The sequence below is a fragment of the Nocardia sp. bgisy118 genome, from assembly GCF_057708605.1.
Map to the genome: position 1 here is coordinate 1 of NZ_JBYISM010000031.1, position 26,232 is coordinate 26,232.

The 26,232-nt window shown below is 66.4% G+C and carries 24 protein-coding genes and 1 pseudogene; 5 read left to right on the forward strand and 20 right to left on the reverse strand.

The features are described from left to right. Window positions 1-30: 30 nt before the first annotated feature. From AC3EO7_RS30245 to AC3EO7_RS30270, 6 genes and pseudogenes are all read right to left on the reverse strand, one after another. A pseudogene (locus AC3EO7_RS30245) lies at window positions 31-228 on the reverse strand (integrase core domain-containing protein); the annotation flags it as partial. Between the two features lie 61 nt (window positions 229-289). Then, a complete protein-coding gene (locus AC3EO7_RS30250) occupies window positions 290-2,215 on the reverse strand; it encodes a tyrosine-type recombinase/integrase (protein ID WP_435593074.1) in 1,926 nt (641 codons plus the stop codon). Then, window positions 2,181-3,272, reverse strand: a complete 1,092-nt coding sequence (locus AC3EO7_RS30255; protein WP_435593075.1) for a tyrosine-type recombinase/integrase — start codon at window positions 3,270-3,272, stop codon at window positions 2,181-2,183. The genes AC3EO7_RS30250 and AC3EO7_RS30255 overlap by 35 nt, the downstream gene beginning before the upstream one ends. A 92-nt stretch (window positions 3,273-3,364) precedes the next feature. After that, window positions 3,365-4,093, reverse strand: a complete 729-nt coding sequence (locus AC3EO7_RS30260) for an IS3 family transposase (RefSeq protein WP_435593076.1) — start codon at window positions 4,091-4,093, stop codon at window positions 3,365-3,367. Then, window positions 4,093-4,467, reverse strand: a complete 375-nt coding sequence (locus AC3EO7_RS30265) for a transposase (protein ID WP_195134258.1) — start codon at window positions 4,465-4,467, stop codon at window positions 4,093-4,095. The genes AC3EO7_RS30260 and AC3EO7_RS30265 overlap by 1 nt, the downstream gene beginning before the upstream one ends. Before the next feature lie 210 nt (window positions 4,468-4,677). Beyond that, complete coding sequence (locus tag AC3EO7_RS30270) at window positions 4,678-5,073, reverse strand: GNAT family N-acetyltransferase (protein ID WP_435593077.1); 396 nt, start codon at window positions 5,071-5,073, stop codon at window positions 4,678-4,680. Between the two features lie 1,235 nt (window positions 5,074-6,308). Between AC3EO7_RS30270 and AC3EO7_RS30275 the strand changes: the two genes are divergently transcribed. After that, window positions 6,309-6,611, forward strand: a complete 303-nt coding sequence (locus tag AC3EO7_RS30275; protein ID WP_435593078.1) for a hypothetical protein — start codon at window positions 6,309-6,311, stop codon at window positions 6,609-6,611. A 1-nt stretch (window position 6,612) separates the two neighbouring features. Here AC3EO7_RS30275 and AC3EO7_RS30280 read toward each other — a convergent pair whose 3' ends face one another. From AC3EO7_RS30280 to AC3EO7_RS30325, 10 genes are all read right to left on the reverse strand, one after another. Then, a complete protein-coding gene (locus tag AC3EO7_RS30280) occupies window positions 6,613-7,200 on the reverse strand; it encodes a phosphatase PAP2 family protein (RefSeq protein WP_435593079.1) in 588 nt (195 codons plus the stop codon). After that, complete coding sequence (locus AC3EO7_RS30285) at window positions 7,197-8,267, reverse strand: hypothetical protein (RefSeq protein WP_435593080.1); 1,071 nt, start codon at window positions 8,265-8,267, stop codon at window positions 7,197-7,199. The genes AC3EO7_RS30280 and AC3EO7_RS30285 overlap by 4 nt, the downstream gene beginning before the upstream one ends. Before the next feature lie 5 nt (window positions 8,268-8,272). Beyond that, window positions 8,273-8,758, reverse strand: coding sequence for an ImmA/IrrE family metallo-endopeptidase (locus AC3EO7_RS30290; RefSeq protein ID WP_435593081.1), 486 nt, complete (start codon window positions 8,756-8,758; stop codon window positions 8,273-8,275). Window positions 8,759-9,469: 711 nt separating this feature from the next. Beyond that, a complete protein-coding gene (locus AC3EO7_RS30295) occupies window positions 9,470-10,861 on the reverse strand; it encodes an IS1380 family transposase (protein ID WP_435593082.1) in 1,392 nt (463 codons plus the stop codon). A 402-nt stretch (window positions 10,862-11,263) separates the two neighbouring features. Continuing rightward, window positions 11,264-12,295 carry a DUF6630 family protein gene (locus tag AC3EO7_RS30300; RefSeq protein ID WP_435593083.1) on the reverse strand — a complete coding sequence of 344 codons (1,032 nt, stop codon included), beginning with the start codon at window positions 12,293-12,295 and terminating at the stop codon, window positions 11,264-11,266. 183 nt (window positions 12,296-12,478) lie between these two features. Beyond that, window positions 12,479-13,279 carry an ESX secretion-associated protein EspG gene (locus tag AC3EO7_RS30305; RefSeq protein WP_431971020.1) on the reverse strand — a complete coding sequence of 267 codons (801 nt, stop codon included), beginning with the start codon at window positions 13,277-13,279 and terminating at the stop codon, window positions 12,479-12,481. Then, the gene (locus AC3EO7_RS30310) at window positions 13,276-15,837 is read right to left on the reverse strand and encodes a hypothetical protein (protein ID WP_435593084.1); all 2,562 of its coding nucleotides are present in this window, start codon (window positions 15,835-15,837) and stop codon (window positions 13,276-13,278) included. Before AC3EO7_RS30310 ends, AC3EO7_RS30305 begins: the two co-directional genes overlap by 4 nt. 44 nt (window positions 15,838-15,881) lie before the next feature. Then, window positions 15,882-16,373 (reverse strand): YbaB/EbfC family nucleoid-associated protein, encoded by a 492-nt coding sequence (locus AC3EO7_RS30315; RefSeq protein WP_435593085.1) that lies wholly within the window; start codon window positions 16,371-16,373, stop codon window positions 15,882-15,884. Then, window positions 16,370-16,714: a hypothetical protein gene (locus AC3EO7_RS30320; protein ID WP_435593086.1), complete on the reverse strand. Its 345-nt coding sequence runs from the start codon at window positions 16,712-16,714 to the stop codon at window positions 16,370-16,372. The genes AC3EO7_RS30315 and AC3EO7_RS30320 overlap by 4 nt, the downstream gene beginning before the upstream one ends. Window positions 16,715-16,738: 24 nt before the next feature. After that, a complete protein-coding gene (locus AC3EO7_RS30325; RefSeq protein WP_435593087.1) occupies window positions 16,739-18,520 on the reverse strand; it encodes a WXG100-like domain-containing protein in 1,782 nt (593 codons plus the stop codon). A 188-nt stretch (window positions 18,521-18,708) separates the two neighbouring features. Here AC3EO7_RS30325 and AC3EO7_RS30330 point away from each other — a divergent pair, with 188 nt between their 5' ends. From AC3EO7_RS30330 to AC3EO7_RS30340, 3 genes are all read left to right on the forward strand, one after another. Next, on the forward strand, window positions 18,709-19,824 hold the full coding sequence (locus AC3EO7_RS30330) for a hypothetical protein (protein WP_431971015.1): 1,116 nt from the start codon (window positions 18,709-18,711) through the stop codon (window positions 19,822-19,824). Between the two features lie 155 nt (window positions 19,825-19,979). Then, entirely contained in the window at window positions 19,980-20,852 is an 873-nt protein-coding gene (locus tag AC3EO7_RS30335; protein ID WP_435593088.1) for a hypothetical protein, read from the forward strand. Window positions 20,853-20,892: 40 nt separating this feature from the next. Then, window positions 20,893-21,378 (forward strand): hypothetical protein, encoded by a 486-nt coding sequence (locus AC3EO7_RS30340; RefSeq protein WP_431971013.1) that lies wholly within the window; start codon window positions 20,893-20,895, stop codon window positions 21,376-21,378. 332 nt (window positions 21,379-21,710) lie between these two features. Here AC3EO7_RS30340 and AC3EO7_RS30345 read toward each other — a convergent pair whose 3' ends face one another. Continuing rightward, on the reverse strand, window positions 21,711-22,238 hold the full coding sequence (locus AC3EO7_RS30345; RefSeq protein WP_431971012.1) for a DUF1772 domain-containing protein: 528 nt from the start codon (window positions 22,236-22,238) through the stop codon (window positions 21,711-21,713). 81 nt (window positions 22,239-22,319) lie between these two features. Here AC3EO7_RS30345 and AC3EO7_RS30350 point away from each other — a divergent pair, with 81 nt between their 5' ends. Next, window positions 22,320-22,805 carry a MarR family winged helix-turn-helix transcriptional regulator gene (locus AC3EO7_RS30350; RefSeq protein WP_431971011.1) on the forward strand — a complete coding sequence of 162 codons (486 nt, stop codon included), beginning with the start codon at window positions 22,320-22,322 and terminating at the stop codon, window positions 22,803-22,805. 163 nt (window positions 22,806-22,968) lie between these two features. Here AC3EO7_RS30350 and AC3EO7_RS30355 read toward each other — a convergent pair whose 3' ends face one another. From AC3EO7_RS30355 to AC3EO7_RS30365, 3 genes are read right to left on the reverse strand one after another with little or no spacing between them, the layout of a single operon-like run. After that, window positions 22,969-24,462: a cytochrome P450 gene (locus tag AC3EO7_RS30355; RefSeq protein ID WP_435593089.1), complete on the reverse strand. Its 1,494-nt coding sequence runs from the start codon at window positions 24,460-24,462 to the stop codon at window positions 22,969-22,971. Continuing rightward, a complete protein-coding gene (locus AC3EO7_RS30360; protein ID WP_435593090.1) occupies window positions 24,375-25,565 on the reverse strand; it encodes an MAB_1171c family putative transporter in 1,191 nt (396 codons plus the stop codon). The genes AC3EO7_RS30355 and AC3EO7_RS30360 overlap by 88 nt, the downstream gene beginning before the upstream one ends. Next, a complete protein-coding gene (locus AC3EO7_RS30365) occupies window positions 25,562-26,038 on the reverse strand; it encodes a hypothetical protein (RefSeq protein ID WP_488186300.1) in 477 nt (158 codons plus the stop codon). Before AC3EO7_RS30365 ends, AC3EO7_RS30360 begins: the two co-directional genes overlap by 4 nt. Between the last annotated feature and the right edge of the window lie 194 nt (window positions 26,039-26,232).

Consider the following 26,232-nt stretch of genomic DNA (forward strand, 5'->3'; position numbering starts at 1 on the left):
TGAGGTTCACCCCGAATGGTGGACAGGGTTTCAAGCAGCCTTGGCTGCGTCTGTCAGGGATTTCTCGTAGCGTATGGGGCTGAGCATCCCGAGGGCGGAGTGGCGCCGATCATGGTTGTATCTTCGGATCCAATTGTCAACCGAGGCAACGAGTTCAGCCTTTGTGGCGTAGACGTGCCGGTAATAGGATTCGTGTTTGTAGGTCGACCAGAATGATTCGGCGGGGCTGTTGTCCCAACATTATCCGGCTAATCAGGGCTGATCTTGTTCCGCCGGTTGGTTTTCCCGGTTATCCGGCTGATTTCTGGATGTCTGCGATGGCGGTGTCGAGTCGGGCGATGAGTTTGTGGTGGCGGTCGGCTTCAGCGATCCAGCCGCGTTGTTCGGCGTCGTTGGCGAGTTTCCGGGCGTCGGCGCGTTGGGCGGCCAGGATGGGCAGGTAGGTGAGGTCGGTGCGGAAGTTCGGGCAGTGCTCGCAGATGTTGGCGTAGGGGCAGGCGCCCTGGGCGGGGGCGCGCAGGCAAAAGCCACCTGCCAGACGGGATTTCAGTGCCGGGGTCTGTGTCCAATTCGCGCCGCCGGTGATGTCGGCCAACGGTAGTGCTTTGGTGCCGGCGGGTGTGGTCGGCAGCGCGGCGAGGTGGTCCTTGGCGAGGGTGAGGGCGCGTTCGTATTCGGTGCGGACGGTTGTGTCGAACAGTTTCCCGTAGCGCAGGCTCATCTGAGCGGAGACGTGTCCGAGAAGTGCCATCAGCGATTGCAGGGAGACTCCGGCGTTGACCAGGGCGGTGGCATAGGTGTGGCGCAACTGGTGCGGGGTGAGGTGGCCGATCCCGGCGGCGGTCGCGGCGCGGTCGAGTTCGTGGCGGACGGCTTGCTGGGAGAGTCGGCCGCCGTGGCGGGTGAACAGGAACTGGGCCGGTTTCCCGGTCCGTGGGTGCGGTAATGGTCTTCCGGGACTGCGTATTTCGATGATCCGGTCGATCAGTTCGACGGTTTCGTCGTCGAGGGGGACCATGCGTTCGGTGTCGAGTTTGCCGAGCGGGACTTTCAGCCATGCTCCCTCGCCGGGAATCTCGTGGAGGCAGTCGATTTCGAGGTCGAGCAGTTCCCCGATCCGCAGTCCGGCCGCGCGTGCGAGCAGCAACGCCGAGGCGGCGAGTTCGTGGTCACTGGCGTGCAGGGCGTCGGCAAGGCGCCGGTCGGCGTCGACCGGGATGTAGCGTGGCAGCGGGCGCGGGAGACGGGGGACATCGTTGCGGAACAACAGTTTCCGCTTCGGTGCCTCGTTCCATCCCCAATCGGTGATTTCGGTGAGGAAGGTGTTGACCGCGACGACGCGGCGGGCGTGGTCGGCGACGCCGATCGGTTCGCCGGTCTTGCTGTTGACCACGTCGGCCAGGCTGGCCAGCCAGGGTTCGATGTGGCGGCGCCGGTCCAGCTGTGACAGCCGGGTCAGGATGGGGTCGAGATCGGTGAGGAACCGGCCGAACCCGGTGAGCCGTGTGGCCATGCTGGAGACGGTGTGGCGGGTGCAGGTGCCGCGTTTGGCGTTGAGGTAGTCGATCATCGCCTCAGCGATCGCCGGGGTGATGCCGTCGAGGCGGACCGCGAAGTCCCAGGGGCCGCCGCGGCGGGGCGGTTCGGGCAGGATACCGAGGTGGAACAGCACCAGGTGCGTGTTGGCCAGCGCGGCCTTGTAGTGGTGCCAGCCTTTGCCAGTGCGGTGCTGACGGTCGCGGCAGGCGTGGGCGAACTCGTCGAGATCGCCGGTGGTGAGCTGGTGCAGGCGGCGGCCGGTCTGGATCAGCAGCCGCGCTGGCGCCTGCGAGCCGGTGGCCGTGCGGACCCGCTGGCTGAATCCGAGTTCCCTTGCGACAGTGAGGTATCGAGCTAGATCGGGTCCGATCGGGGAGGCGTCGATCTCGCGCCAAAGGCTGGAGATCTTGCGTTCGAGCAGGTAGTCGTAGCCGGGCCGCAACCAGCCGTGCAGCATCAGGAACGTGATGAACGGACGCGTTGAGGAGTTCGCCGAGCACCGCAGCTCGAGCGGCTCATCAGCCCAGCCTTGCGGATCGGGCCAGCGCTGCAGGAACGTGCGGGCCGAACTGTAGTAGGGGCCGCTTCCTCGGCCGGTGCGCGCCAGCTCGGCCAGGTAGGCGTGGTAGATGTTGTCGGCGTCAGACCTGGCGGCGAATACGTGCGCGAGCGGCATCGAATTCCTCCTTCACCCGCTTCGGGGCCAGATGGATGTAGCGGGCGGTGGTGTCGACATGGGTGTGCCCGAGCAACGCCTGCATCACCGACAGGTCGACTCCGGCCTCAGCCAGCGCGGTGCCGAACGAATGCCGCAACGCGTGCGGATGCCCGGCGGTGACACCGGACAGCTGCCGGTGATAACGAAAGATCGTCCGCAACCCGGCCGGGGTGAGCGGCTGGCCGCGGTTCGGGCCCTTGGCGACCAGAAACAAACGCGCAGAAGCTGATTCGGGTCGCTCGGCCAACAGGTAGCCCTGGATCACGCGGGCCAGGTCACCGTCGAGCGGGACCGCGCGTTCCTTGGCGCCCTTGCCCCAGACTCGGATCCAGCCCCGCCCGATATCGACATCGGCGACGTCGAGAGCCAGCACCTCGCACGACCGCAACCCGCAATACAGCATCAGCCCGGCGATCGCGCGGTCGCGCCAGGTCCGCAGGCTCGCCAGCAAACGTGCCGCCTCCGACACCGCCAACGGCCTCGGCAGCCGTCGCGGTTCGCGCAACCGCAGTGCCGACCGCGGTCGCGGTTTGCGCACCAGATGCGCCAGCAGTCCGGTCTTCTCACCCGGCACGAACCGTTGCGCTTCACGGCCTTTCGGCACCGGACTCGACAGCGCCGGGTCGCGCATCGCGCGGAACGCGAACAATCCCGACACCGCCACCAGCCGCCGGTTCACCGTCGCGGCCGCATACCCATCCAGCCGCCGGCCCGACAGGTCCACCACATTCGGGCCCGGCCGTCCCGGCAACCGCGCCGCCCGGCACGCCGCCAGATACCGCAGCAGCACCGGCGTGGTCACATCGTCGACCCCGAGGCCCTCACCGAGTAGCCACCGCCCAAACATCACCAGGTCGAATCCATAGGCCCGCAACGTTTTCGGTGAATAGTTGCGATCAGCCAGATAACCCAGATACTCATCGATCACCCGCAACCCATCGGAACCCGTGCCCGCCAGATACCACCGGTCGGCTTCGTGTTCCAGGCGCAGTCGATCACGGTTGTCCGTGCTCATGCCCGACAGGTCTACTCCGGGTCAGCCGACACGCGGTCACACGAATCGCCGAACACCCCCGCACCCCCCTTGACCAGAGGAATCGGTGGATATTAGCCGGATAAGGGGCAGATTCCGGTATCGCCCATCGACCGTTTCAGCCCGTGACGGTGGCAGGCTTGCACCGTCAATCCCGCGGTGAACTCGCCCCCGCGATCGGAGTGCAGCACGGTCTCGGCGACCGGATGCCCGCGCACTGCTACGGCCTGGTCGATCGCCTGGCACACCACGTCGGAACCGATGTGATCGGCTATGACGTGGGCGAGCACGCGGCGGGAATGCCCGTCCCGGATCGCACACAAGTACATGTCGCCTTCGCCGCAGGTCAGATACGTGAAATCGGTCGTCCAGACCGCATCCAGGCGCCCCTGGTCGAAGTCACGGCGCACCAGATCCGGCGGGAACGACGCCGCCGGATCGACCACGGTCGTTCGCACCTTGAAGGTGCGTGGACTGATGCCTTCGATCCCGATCCGCGCCATGATCGCCGCGACGGTCTTGGCACTGACCACCTCGCCCCGTTCGCGGAGTTCGGCGGTGATTCGCGGAGAACCGTATGTACCGTCGGAGGCGGCGTGCACGTCCAAGATCTTCACCGTCAGATCGGCACGACGCTGCTGACGTGGCGTCGAAACCGTTGCTGCCCTGCGCTTGACATGCATGTAGTAGCCCGACGCCGACACGCCGAGCAGGCGTGCCATCCGTCGGATCGAGAACCGTTGTCCCGGTTTGCCGGTGCCCGCGGTGTCGGCGATGTCGTCGGGGCCGGCGTACTTCGCCATCAGATCGAACCGGGCCGGTTGTTCTGCATCGCGGCAAAGTACGCCGAAGCTTTTGCCAGGAACGCGTTGTCTTTCTCCAGCTCCGACACCTGCCTGCGCAAACGCAGCAACTCCGCCCGTTCGGCCGCGTCCAGAGGTTTCTCGCCCCCGACCTCGGCCGCGGCGATCCTGCGCCGCTCGTCTTTGACCCAGGTACTCAACACGGTCTCGTGAATACCGAGCTCACGCGCGACCACGGCGATCGGACGACCGGAATCGATCACACGATGTGCAGCCTCGACCTTGTACTCGGCCGTGAACGACCGACGCTTGCGAGGAGGCATAACGAACATCCTTACCAGCAGAACCAACGATCCTGCTAACTCGGTGTCCACTTCCTCGGGTGAACCTCAGGGAGGGCATTCGGGAACGACGACTGACTCCAGCGTGACCGGCCCGACCCCGCACACCGATCCTTCGGACAAGCCACAACCCGGACCTACCTCCAAACAGCCTAACGCCGGACTCCCAACTGCCTCTTGACATAAAGGGGAGCCATGAGCGCTACTTGCTCGGCGTTGGATCTCAGCTGACGGCAGGTCGAATCAGAGCCGCCTGCTGATCAGGCGACGACCATCGTCGTGGAAACCGCGTGCGAGATAGTAGGCGAACAAGTGCCCGACATCGCGGCCGTTCGGCGCGATGACCAACTCCAGACACCGGCAACCTCGCTCGCGCGCCCACCCGACACTGTCCTCGATGAGCTGTCCGGCCAGCCCGCGGCGCCGCGCAGCAGGCACCACGAACAGATCCTCGAGTTCGGCAACCAGTCCACTCTCCAGACCGAAGCTGGTAGTGGTGACGGCGAACCCGAGCAGCCGATCCACTGAATGCGCCACCGCGACTCGCGCCGCAGGCGAGGCGAGCAACGTCGCGAGGTTGCCACGCAACTCGGGTTCGCCGGTGGCGAAACCGTCCTCGGAGTAGAACGCGACGGCCAACGCCAACACAGGCGACAGATCGACCCGGCGGCACGCATCGTGGCAGATGTGATCGTCATATCGTCAGTACACCCGCGCAGACCTGGATCGGAGAACCGATTTCCACTCGCCGCGTGGTCCCAATCGCCGGGCGCCCGCCGCTACTTGTTGCGGAGTAGAAGTACAACCATCAAAAGAACCCCGGATTCGATGTCGAGATGAGATCCAGCTTCATGATGCTCCACCCAGACACGGTCCGGTACGTCGGCTGGACACGTGAGGATTACCTCGCGGTCTTCTCCGGCCCGCCGGGGTGAGGAATGGACGGCATCGTCCGTGCTGCCCATAGGCCGTGAGCGCAAATTTCTCCACGACCCACCACATCGGGGTGACCGGTCACGGAGACGTGGCATGGATCCTGTTGTGGCAAACAACTTTTCGCCACCGTCCGCGAGCCCGAACCTGACCGTTCCGGATTCCGGTACCGCCGACACCGGTGTCGCGGCCAAGCCCATCGACGGCCGATTGGAGTACTGGAACCGTCCTCCGTGTACGCAATCCTGCGAGCGCACCGGCAAGGTATCGGCGCTGTCCGAGACGACAGTCCTCGCGATCTGTGAGTCCTACGAGGTCGAATCTCGGTATGGGCTTCGGTACCGGATGCTCGTGTCGCATGACGTGGGCGATACCTTCGCCGACTTCAGCGCACGGGAGCAGTCGAGGATGGCGGAACGCCACCGTGGTGGTCGGGTCGCTGAGTCCGTCGTGGCGGATCATGAGCACCGTTCCCGTTGTTCTGCTCCGGATCGGCCGAGTCGGCGCCAGAGGGTGCTGCCTGCTGACTCGAATCCCCTGCAGCAGGTGCCGGGATGCACGCCAGTGTGCACCGCCCGGCCCTGCCAACCACGGATGGTTCGCTTGCCCCCTCCACGAGCGAACCGGGACTCCCCCATGGCCGGGACCGCCCCATGCCGACCGGTCAGGACGGCTATGGTGACCTTAAGCGGCTCAGCTTGCTATTGCAAGTTGCAGAAGCAAGTTGTGAGTGTGGATAAAGTAGCCATGGAGTTCTGCCGGGCGGGTGCGCCGACGGACGATGAAGAAGGAGGAGGTCCGGGGCTATGTCGAACCTCGAAAACAATGACGCGCCAGCGGAACCCGAAGTCGGCCCGGCGTTTGCCGAGCGACTGAGGTTTCTCTTCGCGACGGTGTATCCGCGCGGACGGGGCCCATACAGTCAGACCGAGGTGGTCGACATGATCCGGGCCAACGGTGGCCGGATGACCACCGGCTACATGTCACAACTGTTGTCAGGTAAGCGACGTTCACCCACGCTGCCGACGGTGACCGATATCGCCACCGTATTCCGCGTTCCGATCGACTATTTCGGGTCACCGGAGTCCTATGCGGAGATCCGGCGTCATATTGATTGGATCAGTTCGATCCGCGATTCGGGCGCCGAACAGGTCGCGGCCCGCAGCTACGACCCTTCCAGGGTTTTCGAGGTCGGGTTCCAGGAGCTCCGCCGCAGCACTGCCGAAGGCGGCGCGGACCGCTGATTCAGGACGCCAGCTGATAGGCCGCGGCGGCGAGCGCCGCACCCACGAAGGAGCCGACGACGACCTGCCCGCGAGTGTGGTCACCCAGCCACACTCGCGACCATCCATTGACGATAGTCAGCGGCAATGCGGCCAGGAACCACGGTGACGCGATCAACGCCAGCAGGACAGTGGTTCCCGCGCTCACGGCGGTATGGACGCTCACCTTCCATTTGCCGATCACGGTCACGATTCCGATGCCGAACAGGACAACCAGCCCGGCCACCGTCCATGCGATCAGATCGCGCGGCGCGCCCTGCACGATCTCGACGATCAGGCCCACACCCACGATGCCCAGAATCGCGGGAATCACCCAGCGCCGACCGTCGATATCGGTCACATGGTGATCGCTCGCGATACCGCGCCGCACACCGGCCAGGATGATGATCATCGGGATCCCACCCGTGATCGCGGCGACGAAAAGCCCCCACCCGGGAGCACCCACAGCGAATCCGGCGACCGTCCCGGTAACGATATTGATCACCCATGGCGCCCCGAGCTCAGTGATCACCCGAGCCGCGCGCGCCTGCGGCGCCATCGTTTCCGTCACGCCGAAACCTCCCGTTGTCCATCCCGATATTTTCGTGCCAAGGTCAACGCCCACGTGCGGTCAAGCTCCGCCTCGAGTACCGCCGATCGAATACCGGCGCTACTCAACGCGGGCGACAGCCGCCCGTGTAACAGCCAATCTGCTACTGCCGCAGCCACTTCCGGCATATCGGCGACAGAACCGCTGGGCTGTGCGGCGCTCTCGGCTTCCATACTCAACGCGTCCAGCAACTCGGTGACCCGGTCACCGGCCCGCTCATCGGCGCTACTGCCCCGGCGGGACGGCTGGCGCACCCCCGGCCGGCGCGACATCAACTCCCGATGTAGCGGGCCGATCGCCCACAAGGTCCGCTTCGCACGCACCCACGACACGATCGGCGACAACATCATGCCGACGAAGATCACCAGCACGCCCACCGCGGAAACCGCCCGGGTCACCTCGAACACCGCCGGCAGCTGTGGCGCACCGAGATAGCGCGCCGCCACGAAGTAGCTCAGCCGAATCCACGCCCACACTGTCGCCGCCGCCAGCCCCACCGACAGCAGGGTCAAACTCCAGCCGGTCAGGCTGCGCACGTCCGCTGCACGGGCGGTCATCACCATCAGCGCCGGGCACAGCAAAGCCGGGAACAGCGCACCGGCGATGCCGGCCTCGGCGTATCCGGGCAGATGACTGTACGAGATGTCGAACTCGAATCCCCCTGCCGCCTGCGGAACCGTTGGCGCGCAGGCGAAAATCGCCAATGCCACCACTGAACCGGCTATCGCGATCAGGCCGAGTGCGCGTGCCCCGCGCACCAGCCTCTCCGGATCGCTCGTCACGGCCAATGCCAGCACACCCGAGGAGGCAGCCATCAAATTGAACAGCACCATGCGCAGTCCGGTCGAAAAATTGGAAATCGGCACGACAGCCTGCACCAGCGTTTCCACCGCCGGGATATTGAGACTCAAATGCACGGCGACAACGCCCAACGCAACCGCCGTGCTCCCCAGCACCCAGCTGCGCGACCACCACCACCGCCACGCCCGGCTGACCACGGCGATCCACATCAAGGGCGCCAGAACCATTGCGTTCACCCTAGCGCCTCACCCCAGCGAGACCGCAACCGCGGCTCTTTGCGACCGATCCTCTGCAACCGATTCAACAGCAGGCTCGCGAATTGTTCCGCAGCCGATTCCTCGTCGGCCGCAACAGAATTCCCGCACTCTCTGCGCAACATCAGCGCAGCCATATCGTGCACCTCCGCCGGCAGCACCGCCTGTGCCAGCTCCAGCACCGGCCGACCCTGATGCCCCAGCACGATATGACCGAGCTCGTGCGCAATAGTCCGATCCCGAGTCTGTACCCAGGACGCGACACTCACCTCATCGTGATCCCGAAACTGAATCCACTGCGCGAACACCCCCGCCGGCAGCGCCGAATCCTCGATCACCCGCAACGGCCGCCCCCGAAACCGAGAAACGGCCTCCACCAACCCATCCAGTGACTGAGACTCCTCCACCGTCGCCATGGTGAAGACACGATCGACCGCCGAATTGACCGCGGAACCGTTGATCACGCCCCCATCCAACCACACCCGGACTCGACCGGCCGATCATCTTTCGCCCGAGCCGATTTCGTCGGCGAGGCGCCCCTGTCCGGTCACAGACTTGCTGGAGCTCGACGACCCCAGCGACCGATGTGCGCAGACATTCGTGTGGCAGGCTCCGGCGTGAAATCGTTGCAATCTTGGCCTAATTGCGCTGCGGTGCTGAGCGATTCGTCAGAATCGGATCTCGATGCGCTTCCGCTGCGCCGGCAATCATCGCTTGATGCGAACAGGCAGCCATCGTCGCCGGACCGGCGGGTGCGCGCGGGGCCAGGCCTGCCCGCTACCATGCCTCGCGGTGGGGGTGCGTTCGGGGTAGCCCGGTGGGGAAGCCGTGCAGTTCGGTCCTGACGGGTGTTCCTCGTTGTGCGCTGTTTTCCGGTCTGGCCGAACGTAATTCGTCGATATCGATTCCTGTCGGTGCGGTCACTTCCGTTGCCGTCGCGGGGGTGATCGTTGGTGTCTGTGCCGAACATCGATGCCTCGCCGGACCGATGAGCCTCATGAATCTCTTTGTAGGGGTCAGGGGTTCGAGTCCCCTTAGCCTTGATCCACGGATGCGGTTTGTCGGTGGTCCGCGCGCCGCCGGCGCGCGGACCAGCGGGTTTTGGGTAGCCGGTAGCCGCTGGTCTGCCCAGCCCTTCCACTGTTGTTCCTGGTCGTAGGGACGGTTGCGGGTGTTCAGGCGGTCGAGAGTGCGGCGGTGGTGGCGTGCCACAACTGCCGCCAAGCCGTGGCCCAAGGCCAGTGCGCGGGCAGGTGCAGCACAGGTTTTCGCTGCGGACGGGCGAACCGGGCGGGAACTGCGATGATCTTGCGTCGCAGCGTGGTTCCGCGGGCTCTGCCCAGTTGCGGGTCGGCGAGCGCGCCAGCGGCGCGCAGCAGGTTATGGGCGATCGCCGCGCACAGCACCCAGGCGGAGTTCGCGCCGAACCGCCCGGAGGGCATGTGTGCCAGCGGGCCGTCGATCAGGTCGGCGAACACGGTCTCGATGATCGCGTGGCGGCGGTGAGTGAGGTCGGCATCGACGGTGGGTTCGGTCGAATCGGTGAAGAACGGGTGGTACCGCCAGACCGGGAACAGTTCGTCCTGGCGGGCGGCATCGCGGACGCGGCGCACGATCAGCCGGGCAGTGACCCGATCGGGCCTGGAGGCGAAAGCGGTGTACGGGATTTCGGCGACTTCGGCGTCAGAGATCCAGTCCCCGGTGTCGGGATCTCGGACCGCGCCTGGATACTTCACCGGTGTCCACGCATCGGCGGGGATCGACGCGATCGCCCGCGCCACGGCACGGTTCTTGGTCAACACCAGCGAAAACCGTGCCCCGAGGCGGCGGCACACGCCGATCACGGCCCGGCCACCGAACGCCGAGTCTCCGCGGACCAGGATCTCACCGCTCACCCCGGCCGCCCGGGCAGTGGTGATGGCTTGGGCGACCATCCGCCCGGCACCCTTGGCCGAGGCGGCTCTCCCGGCACGTAGCCGCATTCCCGCGATCACCGGCGCCGCGAGATCGGTGCTGATCGTGGTCGCCAGCGGTGAAAGCCCTTTGCGCAGAACCTGTTTGCCCGCGATCTTGGTGAACCCGTAGGACGCGCCTTGTTTGGCATACCCGTACACCGGCCGCAGCAGCGAGTCGATATCGATGAACGCCCGCACACCGGCGCCGGGCAACAACTCGACCCGTTCGCACAACCGCGACAGGTGTGCCCGCAACACCGACTCCAACTGCCGTGCATGACCGAAACTGAACTCCCGCAACAGGGTTCCAACCGTCGACGGCGCATACACCCGCTCGAACATTCTGCTCATGCCGCCGCTGCGCAGCACATCGATATCGTCGATGCTGTCCGCGCCCGCGCACATCCCCGCGATCAGCGTGACCAGCTTCGGGCCTGGATTCGCCGCCCCCGACTTGATCCGCGGCTCCGCGATCGCCACCTTCTGAGCCAGCAACTCACCAAGCCCGGTCTGCTCGGCCAGACCCATCACCGGCACCAGCCCGGCCAGCGACACGAGATTCTGATCATCGAACACCGCTGACTCCGCGGCGAACCTGTGCGAAACTTGCACCCGAAGTGCCCTTCTGAAACTGGACCGATCACTGCCTAGACAACAGAGATCATCCCAGCTCGAAGGGCACTTTTCTCATTCATCGGCCACCACCGGGCACAAGCCCGTCGGTGGATCAAGGCTTAGCTCCACTGGAGCAAAGGCCAGGTACGGAAAAATTCCGGACCTGGCCTTCGTCATTTCCGAACCTCTCACGAGCGCCGTCGACGATACGGTCGACGACAGTTCATATCGTGTTGTCGGCCGAGGTGCCGAACAGGGCATCCATCGAATCCGGGGCGTCTCGCTTCACGGCCTCGATCACACCGTCGAACCTAGGGTGCGGCCGCTGGGAAACACGCGATTAGGGGACCCACGAGAGTGTGTTGCAACAGGGGTGAAGGCGTCATCGATGGAACCGGTTCAGTGCTCGCCAGGCTCGACCGAGCCGTAGATGACGATCTCTGCCTTGGCCGTCGCGGCGAGAACGACGAATCGCTCGAGCTTGTCCGAAGGCAGGAAACCCAGCACCAGTCCATCCGCGCCGGTGAAGACGCCGATCAACGCGGTATCGACCGCACGACAACGATCGGCCAACAACCGCAAGTAGGGCTGAAGATCGGTCTCGCTGTTCCAGGATCCGATATCGCCGTCGTACCGGTCCCAGTCCCAGGTCAGTCCTTTCGGACAGGTGGGCATCAGCTCCAAGCGGCGGCGAATCGCGTTGGGATCGGCGATAACGCGAGGGAAGTAGGTCAAGGCGCTGTCGATGCCGTCGAACAATGCCTCTATCAGCGCATCTTCGGGATCGAACGTTGACCACAACGCATTCTCGAGGACGTACGCCAATCTGCCACGAGCCTTCTCGACATCGGGTGCGAGCAGGTCGACGAGGTCGATGAGCGCCGCCCGTTGCGCCGCAGCGATGCGCGCGCTTCGGAACCTGTCGCGAGGCCGAGGAACGAAGTCGATGATCACTACATAGCCACGGTCGTCACTGTCGAGGTCATCGAGCACCCAACTGTCCTCGGGCCGAATCCGATAGAACGCGAACTTGCCGTTGGTTTCGTTGGCCCTAATGATGCACCGCAGCGGAATCGGCGTGCTCAGCTCACCGGCCAGCCGCCCGACCTCCCGCGCCAACGCGATCCCTTGCCTGAGCAGGGTCCGCTGCGCGTCGACGCCGACGATCGGCCCGTCGGCATACGTGGAGTCGACGGACACGAAATCTTCCAGGTGGAAGTCGTTGTGCCAGTGCTCCCAATCGTAGAGGTCGATCAAACGCCCCGGTGCGTCGTCAGCGTCCGCGGGAATCGGGGCCCAGGAGACCACCTCGCCGCGACTTTCGATCCCGCCGTCCACCCAGGTACGCAAACCGGGGGCCAGACCCTCCTCGGGATCCAGACCACCGAAGCCGTCCCGCACACCGAGCAGTCTCGCCGCTCGGTCGTTCATCCTCACCGTAAGCACAACCCAAGCTATCGCTCGTGCCGACATCGAAACACGTTGCCGCGCGTCCCTATTCGCAACACGACGTTCTCGGCCGCCACCAACACCTCGGGCGACTCGCGACAATCGGCATCACGGTGCGTTCGGATACGCCGAGACGCCCCCGGCGCGGGGCACGATCGAGCGTCGTCAGTCCTCTGTCTCCATATGCGATTCCATGCGCGCCAGAATGTGGTCGATCTGTTCGCGCACCCACTCGGTGAGGCCGTCACTGCTCATCGCTGTGGCGACCGGGGCCGGGTGGTCCAGCGGCATGACGTAGCGGCCGTCGTCGGGGAGGTCGCGCCAGAGCATGCCTGCTTCGATCCGGCCGCGCGGGCCGTACTTGGAACGGCCCTGCAGGACCTTGACGATGCCGGTGCTCACCGCGGGGGTCGCGAAGAAGGCGTCGCTGCGGACCGTGTCGTCGTCTGTGTCGTCGTTGTCCATGACGCCGGACGACGGGCCCTGGTGGACGATCGCGGGTTCCGAGGTCGGCAAGGCGAGCTGGATGTCGTCCAGACTGCCTGCATTGCATGTGGGCAGCAGCCCGAGCACGGTATCGGCCAGGGCGTGCGGGTCGCATTCGACAGCGTCGAAACCACCTGCGTGCATGAGGGTTTCGCCGGGGCGCTGGGTGATGATGTACCCGCGGGCGCGTTGCCGGACGGCATGCACCCGAGTGCGCGCTTCCGGGTTGTCGAAATCCTGGTCGTCCCAGGCGTGCGCCACGATGAAGATGTCAGGTCGGGCGATGGCGCCCGCCATGGCGTCCAGTTCGTGGTCGAACCGTCCCCGCAACTGCTGCTGGACCTCGAACTTCTCCCGCTCGTAGTCGTCCGCCAGCCGGGTGCGGCTGGTGAAGACGAACGGGGCGGGCAGTTCGCCCTGCCGCACCTCCTCGCACAGCAGGTTGAACTCCAGGTCGGTGAACTCCCAGGTTCGGCTCACGAGTCGATCACCGGCTTCACTCGGTCTGGCACGGCGCCGATGGCGTCGTCCAGATGCGTTTTGGACTTCAGGTACTTGGCCGGCTTCTGCGCGGTATTGCCCTGCGCACCGCCGCCCGCGCCGGCACCGGCCGGACCCATCATCGGGGCACCGCCCATCCCGGGCGCGCCCTGGCCCGCCGCCGCTGTGGCCGGATACATCGGGTGTTCGGCGCCGGGCAGCGACGCGCGCGGAAACGCACGGGCCTGCTGGTAAGGATGCTCGGACAGACCAGCTGGGCTGCCCACACCACCGGAACCGGCGCCACCGCCGCCCGCGCCGGACGCCGGATCGACCGCCAGATCGCCCACGGCGGCGGTGAGCGCGGCCGGGTCGAACCGGCGCAGCATCTCCTGCAACTGGTCCGCGCCGGGCAGGGTGGCACCGAGCTGACCGAGCGACTCCAGTCCCTGGGTGAGCGCCGTACCGATCTGGCCGAGGAAGTCCTTGCCCGCCTGGGCGAACGACGCCGGGCCGCCGTCGGCGCCCATCGTCTGACCGGGCAGCCCGGCCACGGAGGACGACTGGCCCGGCAAGCCGGCACGCCAGGGCGAGTGGTCACTCGTGCCGGTCGCGGCCGCCAGCGCCTTCTCGTCCAGCGCGTTCGGCAGGTTGTTCAGCACCGACCGCACCTGCGCCGGGTCGAGACCGGTGAGCTTCGCCAGTTCGCCGACGTCGGCCACCTCCGGGATGTTCTTCAGCACCGAGCGCACCTGTTCCGGGGAGAGGCCGCTCTTCTTGGACAGGGTGTTCTCGTTCAGCAGCTTCGGCAGATCGCCGAGCATCGAACGCACCTGGGCCGGATCGGCACCGGTGGCCTTGGCGAGCGCGTCCTCCAGCCCGCTCGCGCCGGACCTACCCGCACCCGCACCCGATGACCCACTGCCCGTTCCACCGCTGCCGGACGATCTGCCCTTCGCGCCGTTGGGCAGCGGAGCGGACGCGAGCGACGGGACGTTGGGCATGCTGGCGCCGCTGCCTCCCGAGGGCGAGTCGGACGCCGACTCGCTGGGAAAGCTACTGCGCGGGAACGGATTCCCCGAACTCGACGGGCGCGACTGCGTCCCGCCGCCATTCGGCGAACCAGCGCCGGACGAGCCGACCGGGGTCGCCGCACCGCCGGCGCGAGCCGCGGCGGACTCGGCCTCCCTCTGCGCGGCTTCGTAGCCGGGTGGGAGTTGCCCCTGCGACCCGGAACCTCCGCGGCTGCCGCCACCGCTCTCGGCGCCGTTGGGCAGGGGGGCACCCCTGCCCGAACCCGTGCCGCCCGATTCGGCGCCGTGCGATCCGGCGCTGCGAGGGCCCGGGCTTGTGCCGGAACCCGCTGTGTCGTAACCGGACTGGCTCGCCGGGTCGGCCTGCCCGTTGCCCGGCTGGTACCTCGGATCCGGTTGCTGGTTCCCGTAGCCGTCCTGGTCGACCCCGTACTGGCCGTTGCCGTTGCCGTACTGGCCGTTGCCCTGCTGGTTCCCGGGCTGGTTCTGGCCCTGACCACCCGGCGGCGCCGGCTGGGCGATCGGACCGTTCACCACGGGCATCGCCGAGACGGTGTTCTTCATGCCCTCGCCGTAGTGCTTCTGCCACTCGTTGCGGTACCGGCGGGTCACCCGGCCCGGGCAGCAGTCACCGGGATCGGGGCTGGAGGGCATGCTGAGCTTTGTCAGGTGCAGCCACTGCGCGCTGTAGTCCAGGTTCTGGCTCATCGCGATCATCGAGGTGGCCAGCGGTTGCACGCCGTCGGAGTAGTTTCCGATCGCCGCGGCCGCCGCGGTCGCGCCCTGCCCCTCCCACGCCTCGGTGCCGGTGTTGATGGCGTTCACGAAGGTGTTGAGCTTGCCGAGCAGGTCGTTGGCCATGCTGTGCCAGGTGCCCGCGGCGGCCAGCACCGGAGCAGGGTCGAGATCGCGTCCCAGCTCGTATAATTCGCTGAAGGCGAGGCTGTCTTTGTTCTCGATGCTGGCGGTGACGCCCGGATCCTTCTCGCCCTGGTAGTCCTTCAGCGAGGCGGGGAAGCTCTCCGCGTTCGCGTTCTGGAGGTGCGGCTTGCCGTCCTTGCCCATCCAGGCGAATCCGCCGTTCGCCTTGTCGAATTCGGCATCCGGTCCGCCCGGCTTGCGTGCGCCGGGGGTGTAGGGGCCGGCCACGGTCGGCATCTTCAGGTCGTTGAGCGCCCGGAAGTCGCTCTCGGACTCACCCTCGGCGTTCGCGAACGCCTTGCCCGCCGCGATGTAGGTCTCGCCCATGTCCGTGACGATGTCGGCGTGATCTCTGAGGATGGTTCGCAGCCGGTTTCCCTTGGTGGTGAACGCCATCGCCAGCTGAGTGCCGGAGGTGAGGGTGCCGATCGGCGCGAAATTGTCGAGACGCAGGTTCGTCACAGCCTCGGCCATACCGAGCAGGTCGTCGACCAGATCGGCGCAGGCGCGAGCGGCGGCCAGCGCGTCGGCCGTGTCGAACTTCAGATACCCGGCCTGCGCCTGGTTCTTCAGGCCCGACCACGTGCCCGGTTCGAGAGCCATCCCGTTCACCCTTCTTGTCGCATGGGCGCACCACGTGCGCCGCGTCAGTCGTCGTTGTCGGCCACCACGGACCGGGGCGCGCGGGCGCCGGAATGGTCGTCGTCGGGCCAGCGGTTCGGGTCCGGCGGGCGCAGCGGCGGTGGGGGCGCCGTCGGCATGAGCGAGCCCAGATCCGGTGCGCCCTCGATGATCTCGGAGAGTTTCGGCAGGGCGTTCTTGCGTTCCAGCAGCGGGCGCATGAGCTCCTGGCTGCGCTCGGCGGCCTTCGCCGCGGCGGCCTGGACCGCCGCGGTGACGTTCTCCGCGATCTCCTCGAGGGTCAGATCCAGGACGTCGTCGGCGAACTTGGTGTCGATCAGGATGCCGTCGGCGTTCACCGTGACCTCGATGCGCTGATCGCACACGCTCACCGTCTCGGTGAGCCGCGAACGCCGCTGCTGCAGTTCGGCGATGCCGCGGAACTGCTCGCCGAGACCCTCCACCAGCGTCGCCATGTCGGCGCGCAGGCGTTCGTTGACGGTGGGCTGCCCGGTCACGGCGTCGGCTTCCCGAGCAGGCCGGCGTTGCCGGAGTCGGTATCGGCCAGGGCGTCCGCGGCATCACGCTGACCGGTCGCCATGTCGCCCAACGTGGTCGCGGCGCCGATGGCGCCCTCGATCAGGTTGTCCCGCGCCGCCTTGTAGCCCTTGTCGCCGTCGAAGAACTTGTGGCCGCGCTTGTCGTCACCCCACGGCATGACGGTGCCGTCGGACTCGATACCGCTGAGGGTGTTGCGCAGCTTCTCGGCGACTCCCTTGGTGTCGTTCGACAGCTCCCGGGTCAGATCCGAGGCGTGGCGCAGCTTCTGGGGATCGACCTCCAACCGGTCCGCGGCCATGGCACTCCCTTCTGTGTCGTCGGATTACGGGGTGAACGGGACGTCGACCTGCTCGACGGCGTTCTCGAGTGGCGCACCCGCCGGGGGCGGGGCGCCCGGGGCCGGTAACCACTGCTGCCCGGAGGAGCCACTCGACGATGGCGGTGAATACGGGCCGGGCAGCGGTTCCACCCACGGCCACTGCTTGGGCCGCGGCTTGCCGCGCACGTCCTTGCCCTCGCCCAGGAAGGGTTCGCTGTGGTGGGTGGCGATCGGGTTTCCGTTGCTGCTCCCGCCATTCGCGCCGGTCACCTGAGCACCGGACGGCGGGAGCGGGGGTCGCTGCGCACCGCCGGAGCCAGAATGTCCGCTGCTCGACGAGGAGGACGACCCCGTCGGCACCGGGGGAGCGGCGTGTGAGCCGGACGGAGGCGGTGGGGTCCAGCCGCCGTCGACCGAGGACGACCACGAGGTCGGAGGTTGATTGGTGCGCGCGTCGTGGTAGACGCTGTTGCCCGAGCTACTGCTCGAACTGCTCCCACTGCTCGAACTGCTCCCGCCGCTCTGGAACGAGCTCGCGGCATCGTGGTAGACGCTGTTGCCGGAGACGCTGCTGTGCGAGGACTGCGGCCGGCTCGACGAGCCCGCAACGGTGGAGTGCACCGGTTGAACCGAGGACGACACGCTCGCACCGGAACCGCTGTCCGACTGGCCGGACGACCGGGAACTCGACCCGCTGGACGAACCGTCGCTCACCGGTGGCCGGGCCGCCGCATTGCCGGAATTCGGTTTCGGCATCCAGACATAGGAGCGAATGTCGCCGTGCCCCGGCGGAATCGGCTTGCCGATGGCGAAACCGCCGCGCGCACCGCCCACCACCGCACCCCGCGTGACACCGCCGACCCAGCCCGGCCCGGAGGCGAACGACGAGAAGTCTCTGGTCGCGGCGCCCACGGCCAGGTTGCCGAAAATGGTGCCGACCGCGCCGGAGGCGCCACCGATCACCGCGCCACGACCGACCCGGCCCGGGATGTTGTTCAACTGCTTGCCCGCGACCTTGTCGATACCGTGCCCGAGGTAGCGCCCGAATTCGCGTCCGGGCACCACGCCCGCGACACCGGCGAGGATGGACAGCCCGAACTCTGTGCCGTTGAAGTGCCGTCTTTTGCCCGCCGCGAGCTGGCCGACCTGCACCGAGCCGTTGATGGTCCCGACGATGGCGGTCGCCTCTATGGCCCGCGTACCGTAGACGCCCCAGCCCTTCGCGGTGGGAAAGACTGGCCGCAGCCGCGCGGCCTGGGTCCAGAAGTGCCGCTTGGCGGTCGAAGCACCCAGGCGCGCAGCGAGATTGGTGATCGCCTTCTGCACGAAGTCCTCGAACACCTTGAGAAAGGATCGCGTGGTGGTGATGGCGGCCGCCTCCACGGCGGGCGCGGTGGGCGGAAAGAGCCAGGCCCACAAGATCTCCAGCGCCAGCCAGGCCAGCGTCACGATGACGGTGATCTTGGTGGCCTGGATCTCGGTGCCCATGTCGAAGGTGCTGTCGCCGACGGTGCTCATGAACTTCGCCAGCGCCTCGATGGAATGTTCACCGGTGCGCAGCGTGTCGTAGCGGGCGCCCATCGCGGTACCGCCCTCGCCCTGCGGATAGGCGTCGATGGTGGCCTGTTCGGCCGCATCGATATCGGCGAGCAGGGCCGTCAGCTCCGTGCTCGCCGTCTTCCATGCCTCCGACACCGCCCATGCGACGTCCTCGTCGCCCTCCGGCCAGGTGGTTCCGGCCACCCAGGCCAGCCACTGCAACCCCTCGGGCATGTGGATGGTCATCGCTGCACCGCGGCGGCTCCGTACCGTCCCGTCGGATTGCTCACCACAGCTCTCCTCTCGGCGTTCGATGTCGTGGGATTACAACGCAGACAGTTGAATTCGCAATGACGGGCAAACGAATTCGCCGCACCGGCGCCGTTCGCTCCCGAGTGGTAGCGTGCGGGCCCGATCGAGGAGGTGCCGCTTTCATGACCGCAGCAGAGGATTCGCCTTCCGCCGATTCCGAGTCACCGCTCGCCGACGCGGCGAGCCGCCGGATCGCCGAGGAATTGATCGCGCTCGCCCCGCCGGGCTGGCACGAGATGCAAGCGGTGTTCGCGCTGACCGCCGTATCGGAGCTGGCGTCGGTCTTCTTCACCGACGAGCAAGGCCATCCGGCCCAGGTGTTGCCCTCGGAGGAGGTGCTGGCACTGGTCCGGCGGTACCGTGAGGCATCGGCCGCCCTGCCCGGTGGCCCGTGGTGGCGTTACCTGGTGATGGCGTCGGCGTCCGGCGAGATCGGTGCCGAGCACGACTTCGGCGCCGAGCCCTTTCCGGACGATCACCTCTTCCCACCGGAGGTGTATCGGGCTGACCTGGAGGCGTTTCCGCGGGCGCGGCTCCCCGTCTGGCTGGCAGCCCATATCGGGCACGAGGACCGGCAGTCCCGGCCCGCCGAGCAGGCGGGGGCACTGGCCCGGACCGCCACGCTCACCCCGGAAATCGAGACGACATTGCCCGCGCTGCCGTTGCTGGCGATGCGCTGGGCGGCGATCGCCGCGGCGTTCGTGGCGGCCGGATCTCCGTGGGGGCCGCGGGTGCTGCCCGCGCTCGGCCTGTTCGAGGGCGCCGAACGCAGCGGTTCCTCGCTGTGGCTGGTCCCTGGCGGCCGTGCGGTGCTCTCCGGCGGAGTATGGAACGACCCGGTGCTGGACGCGGTCTACAACGCCGGCGCGCCCATGCCGGATCTCTACGCGGGCGCGCCTGGGTGGGTGGCGAACCCGCTGCTCAACCCGCGCGCCGGGTCCGGGTTGCTCTCCTTCTGCTACTGGTGGGAGGGCGGCCACTGGTATCGCGGCGCCGCCCCGCCCGCGAGCGAGGTCGCGGCCGCGATTCCCGGGGTATGGACCAGGGAGAGCGCAGCCGACATCGTGGCGTCGCTCGCCGCGGAATCGGGCGTCGAAGCGCGGGACGCGGCACTGGAACTGGTGCTGGCCGCGGAGCACGGCCTGGCCGAGCGCGCACTGCTGGTGCGGCTCTTCGGCGAGCACGAGGATGTGGACGGCGCGCTACACCAGCTACTCATGGCGGGCGCGGCGGACTAACCGTCGGGGCGTCACCGCAGTGCCCTCATGACCAGTCCATGCGATCCGTCGAAACCCCACTATCCAGCAGTCGCGCCGCAGCTTACCGACATCAATGTCGGTGGCAGCCCTTAGCGTGTCAGCGAGGCCGAACCACTTGATACACAGGAGTTCTCATGACGTCCAGTGAAAGCCCAGCGGCAGGCACCCGTGCGTGGGATGCCGAACTGACCGCCGCTTTCGACATCCTGCTAGGCGGAAAGCCGGCCGAGGACCCCACGGCGGAGTACGGCGTGTACTACGCCGATGACTCGCTGGACGAGTTCCTGTTCCCGAGTGCCTGGGCGACCCCAGCAGCGCTCGCCGAGCCGGAGCCCAGGCAGCTACCGTTTCCTGGCGCCGACGAGTACCCCTTGTCCCCGGGGGTGTGGCGGTTCGACCTGAGCCGGTCCCTCTTCCGCTTCGACGATCACCTGCTGGACGAGACGGGACCGTGGGGCGAGGCCGGGTCCAAAGGCCCCCGACCCTTCGGTGACGACTTCGTCGCCGACATACGCGCCGCCGCGACCGCCGGCGCCGATCAGGTACTTGTGCGTGGCGCGGAACTCGGCCCGTTGCTCGCTCGGCACGGCATAGATCTGACCCACGAGAGCTCCAAGAAGCTCAACAACTGGCTGACCGTACTGTTTCGGGTCTCCACCGATGGCACTCTCGCCGACGCGATGCGCGCGGCGACCTTCACCGAGCGCGGCCCCGAACATCTGGTGCCGTTCGACGACGAGGGCTACGTCGACACAGCCGAACGCAGATGGGAGGCAGCACTGGCAGCGATCACCCGCCCCGAGCTCCGCGACCACCTGCGCATGCTCTGCCTCGACGAGGATGACGCGCGGGCGGCCGGCGCGCACTACTGCAGCGCCGACCGGTGGCCCTTCACTACCGACATCCTGGCCAGCCTCGGCGCTCGCCTGGTCGTGGGCTGGGAGTATGGCGAATCCCAGGCCGGCACCGCCGTGGTAAAGCTGCCGGATACGCCGCACGCGCGCTGAACCGGACCGATCGAACATCTGGAATAGGAAGTAGCTGCCCGTGTCCATGTGGTTGGAACTGGCAAAGATCGAACCTTCGCTGCTCGAAGAGATGCGCGAGAAACCCGAACTGATTCACACCGTGTTCTTCTCCGAGAACGACTCCGCGCCACTCCCCGGCGGGCTCCGCCGGGTGGCGGACTTCTACGGATACGACTACCGCACGCTCAGCGCCATCGCCGAAGGCCGCGCTGAGGCCGAGAAAGGCACTGCCGACTGGAGGGACGCTTACCCCTGGCTCGCCAGGGCGACCGGCGACCACTGCGACGTCATCGCGGGGTACGAGTTCTGCTACGGACCAGCCTTCGTCCTCACCCCGAACGAGGTTCGCCAGGTCACGGAGGGGCTGGTCGCGGAAGGCTGGGTCCTCGGCACCACGGTAGCCGACTGGGACGAGGAGAACGAGGATGACGAGTTCGAGGACCTGTGCCCGTACTTCGCGGCCGCCGCAGCCGAGGGAAAGGCAGTGATCGGCGGGGTCAGCTGATTCAGTGGCGCATCCACACGGTGTGAGGTTCGATGGAGTTTCCGCCGACGTCGCGGCCAATCCTTTGGGTGAGATCGTTTGTGCCACTTCGTCTGTGGATGCACCGGGTCGGTTGGGTGACCGTTGGCGCTTCGCGCGCTGGGCGCCGGGCCAGCCGATCTCGATCGTGGCCGAGGAGTGTGTCGTTGCCGTCATTGCGGCGACCAGATGTCCTGTCGCAGAAGGGCGCAGGTGATTTGCTGCAATCGGCGCAACCTGTCGACGGCACGACATGCGATGGTGTAGCCGGACGGTTTGCCCGCCCGATCGGGCGGGCGCGACTTCCGCCCGGACTACCCGACCGCGTTGCCGGTCGGCACGGCGGGCGCGTGGTTCCGAGTTGTAACCCCTGACAGCGACAGCGCGCGCAGCGCACACAGCCAGCCGATGGCGCCGATGGCCATCCTGGGGTAGTTCAGTGTGGTCCATGTGTCAACGAAGGACTCCACGCGCTCGGGAGTCCAGTCCGCGCCGTTGGATTGGAAGATCAGCATCTGGGTCGCGAAGTAGGCGTAGGTCGAGACCGAGTAGCCGAACATGATGGCGGCCCCCGCAATCCACCAGCGCCGGAAGGCGACCGGCGTGCGCCACGCGAGGTACAGGTTGATCAGCGACAGAACCGCCACCACCGGGGAAACGAACGGCCAGAACGCGCGGCCTGCCTTCTTGAAGCCGGACGCCTCCATCGCCGGGAACAGCTCGTCGGGGGGTGCGTCCGCCCACATCGGAATGACGCCGAGTTTCTCGTACCATCCGGCCCCGAACTGGATTCCCACAAAGATGACCAGCAGCCAGAGGGGTATCGCCCGCTTCGTCGTCATGTCCGCATCTCCTTCTTGCCTTCAAGTACTCTCTATTTGAGAGCCTCTCTGATATAGAGAGATTAGAAGGAGTGATGTGAAATGGGATCAGGGAAAACCCGGAGGGCGGCCCTGAGTTCGCTGCAGACGGAACTGCGGATACAGGCAACCCGCACCGTCATCTTTCATTCGGCCGTCGCCGCACGGCTCGGGCTTGCCGTCACCGACCTGAGCTGCCTCAATGTGCTGAGCATGGACGGACCGCAGACGCCAGGGCAATTGGCCGACCGTATCGGCATCACCCGGGGAGGTGCGGTGACCGCGATGATCGACCGGCTCGAGCGGGCGGGCTTCGTGCGCCGCGATCGAGATCCGCAGGATCGGCGCCGGGTCCTTGTCGCCTTGGCCGGCGCGCAGGCGCGGGACGTGGTTGCTCCGTTGTTCACAGGGCTCGGCACGTCCGTCGGCGCGTATCTGGCCGAGTGCGACGACAGTGAACTAGCGGTGCTGCAGCGGTTCGTCGCCGCGCTCAACGACTCCCTCACTACAGCTACCGACACGCTCCGCGGTTCGGCTGCGGAGCGGTGACGGCCGGTGCAGCCGCATCGTGCGTGGCGGTCGGCCTCGGATGCCATGGAGTTACCCCAGCCCGGCGGCCAGCACAGGAACAACACCGAATCCAGATCCAGCTCGGCGGCGAATTCATCGAGACCACCGACCGGAAACCACACAGCAGGCTGCCCGTCATGCACTACCGGTGATGGAATCGGAGGCGCAGTCCCCGGGGCTTCAGGGAGATCTGCTCGGCGACGTCGAGTTCGTAGCCAGGTTCGGGTTCGATGGTGAAGGTGTGAAGAATGTGGGCGAGGGCGAGCAGGATTTCGTGGTAGGCGAATTGTCGGCCGATGCAGGCGCGTTCGCCGGTTCCGAAGGGTTTGTAGGCTGCGCGGACGTTGGGGTCGAGTTTGCGCAGGTTCTCTGGAAGAAAGCGATCGGGGTCGAACTCGTCGTGGTCGGGGCCCCAGCCTGGATCTCGGTGGGCGGCGAGGGTGAGGACGAATACCCAGTCGCCTTTGCGGAAGTGGTATTTGCCGTCGCCGATGGTGGTGTCGTGCTTGGCTTCCCGGAAGTATCCGGGGGCGATCGGCCACAGCCGCATCGTTTCGTCGATAACGCGGCGTAGGTAGCGAAGCTTCGCGACATCCTCATAGCCGATGTGCGGCCGCTCGCGGCCGGGCCAACGCTCGTCGACCTCGGCGCGGGCACGGGCCGCTACATCAGGGCGGGAAGCGAGGAAGTGCACGGCGAAGACGAGCACACCGGCGGAGGTTTCGTGTCCAGCGACCAGGAAGGTGAGGATTTGGTGGCGGATGTTCTTCTCGTCGAGAGCGTTCCCGGTGGCGGGATCGGTGCTGTTGAGCATCAACCCGAGCAGGTCGCGAGTGCTGTAGGGATCCTCGCTGCGGCGGGCGGCGATGACGTCGTCGACGATTTTCTTGGCGAAGGCAACGTCATTGGCATGCTGCGCGGCACGGTTGCGGGGAAATTTGTGCACGGCAGGCGGCAGATTGGCGTTGCGGTTGATGAAACGCAGACTGCGGGTCATCGCCGCGACGAAGGGATGCTCGTCGGTGTGCGCGCGGGTGAACGAGTCGAAGCCGGTGCTGAAACCACAACGCCCGATGACTTCGAGGGTGTACTTGTTGGTGTCCTCGGCGACATCGATCCAACGGCCGGACTGCTCGGACCAGTGGTCTACCAGTTCGGCGGCGGTGTCGGTCATCGTCTGGTGGTAGCTGCGCATCGCTGACTGGGTGAACGCGGGCATGAGGATGTTGTGTGCGGTCTGCCAGTTCGGTTCGTCGTTGTAGGCCGTGAACAGTCCATCGCGGGCGACTGGCCGCATGAGGCGGAACAACGGGCTCAGATTCTTCGCCCAATGCTCTTGGTTGTTGATCTCGGCGAGCAGATCGACGCCGGAGACGATGACGATCGGATAGTTGATGATCAGGCGTTCGTAGATCGGGCCGAGGCGGCGTGCGTCCCGCATCGCGGCCTGTGTTGGCCTTCCCGGCCGCACAGTCAGCAGGTCACCCAGCAGAGGCAGTCGAAATGGTGGATGGGGGAGTCGTTGGACGGGGCGGACGGATAGGTCGGTCAACGGGGCTGCTCCTTGTTCGATGCGTTCGGTGTGGCTGGGGCCGATGTGTATGTGGCCACTACAGCGGTCTGGGCATGCGGCCATTGACGGGCCAGCTCGAGCAGAACCTGAATCTCGGAATCCAGATCGCCAGTCGCCTCCGGTGCCCGAGGTACGGTTCGCGCCCCAACCGGGTCAGGCTGCGTCCCAGCCCGTTTGGTATCCAAAGCATGAGCGACCAAGATCGCGTACCGCGTTGTCTCTTTGCCCATCTCATCTGGCAGTGCTGGCGCGGTATCGGTGGTGACCGACATGTACGGCCGCAGGTTCAACAAGATGTCACGGATTTCGATGGTCATCCGGTGCAGCCGCGGCGTCGGAGGGAGCTTGGCGAGTTCGGTGGCGGGGTAGAGGACCAAGTCAGGGAACGCTGTGGTCAGATCACGCCACAGCGGCTGGAGTCGGCGGGCGTGGCGACTGGTTCGATCCCATCCGAAATGCTCAGCCAGGACGGGGAACAGCGGAACCGCGACGATGAGCGCACCGATGAGAGCAGACGCGAAGAACGTCGTGGCCTTGCGACTCATCTGTTCGTCGTGTGCCGAGAAGTCGGTGTAGGTAGATAGTGCCGCGACCGCTGGCCCGGCGAACGCGTCGAACAGCAGGCTACCTGCGGCGGCGAAAATTGCGCCGTAGAATACTTTTTCGCGCAGGGTCAGATCTTCGGTACGGAAATCACGGACAGTGATTTGCAACAGCAGTGCCGCACAGACAGCCAACGGCGCACCGAATATCGCCCAGAACGCGACCGCCGGCGAGCCCAGCGCCTGGTCGATGAGCAGACCTTGCCTGCGCGCAGGGGTTCCCGCAATCAACAACAGGATGAACACGCCAATGATCACGCCGTCGTAGCGGCGCTGTCGCTGCCCAGTAGTTTCCGGATCCGCTCCGCCCCACAGTTTGGCGATCCCGTAGATACCGGACAGGCTAGCCAGGATGGCACCTAGTGACAGCTGGTGCAGCAGGCTGGCGATACCCGGAGCCACCCCGCGCTCGTGCAGCAGCTGACCGACGACGCCCCAGGCCAGCGTCCGGTTGATCAGTTTGTCGGTGGGTGTCTGGTTGATCAGCCTCCACCGCAGCACAGTGATGGTGGAGGTCGTGGCGATGATCGGCAGCGCGGCGGTGGCGGGCAGCGGAGAAGTCATCGGCGCCTGTTTCTGAAGAGAGTGCGACGCATGGACGAAGCAGGCGGCGGCGGTTGGGTCGCGTGTAACAGCGCCATGTCGGCGAACGACTCGGCGTCGCGCTCGTTGTCGTCACCGTAGGCGTTGCGTCCCAGCACATGCTGGATGGAATCGCCCGAGATCGACGGCATCAACATCGTCAGCGCTGTGTCTCGGAGTTCATCGACCTGCCGAGACGGCTGTCGATCGTGTTCGAGCAGCATATGCCCGATCTCGTGCAAGACGATGTGCTGCGCATGCCAGGCGGAAGTGTCGCGGTCGTAGACGATGATGTCGTCGTTGCGGCGCGCGATCCACAAACCGCTACCTGTGCCGCAGCCCGCCGCGCCCAGCGCGGAGGTGTCCATGGCCGCTAGCTCGATCGGGCGCCCACGATGTTCGGCCACCGCGGCGACGTAGGCATCCAGATTCCAGGGCCGCGGGATCGGCACCATCACAGAAAGCTCGCGGAACCGATCCCCGATACTCGACATCCGATCGAACTCCCCCGGATCGCAATTCATCGAAGGGCTTCACGGACTTCGCCGATCCCCAACGCTCGAAGCCCGCCCCCCGAACACTGAAATCCGACACTACCAGGAGCATGGGCAACTGCACGAACTGAGATCCTTTGCGCCTCCGCGTTCAA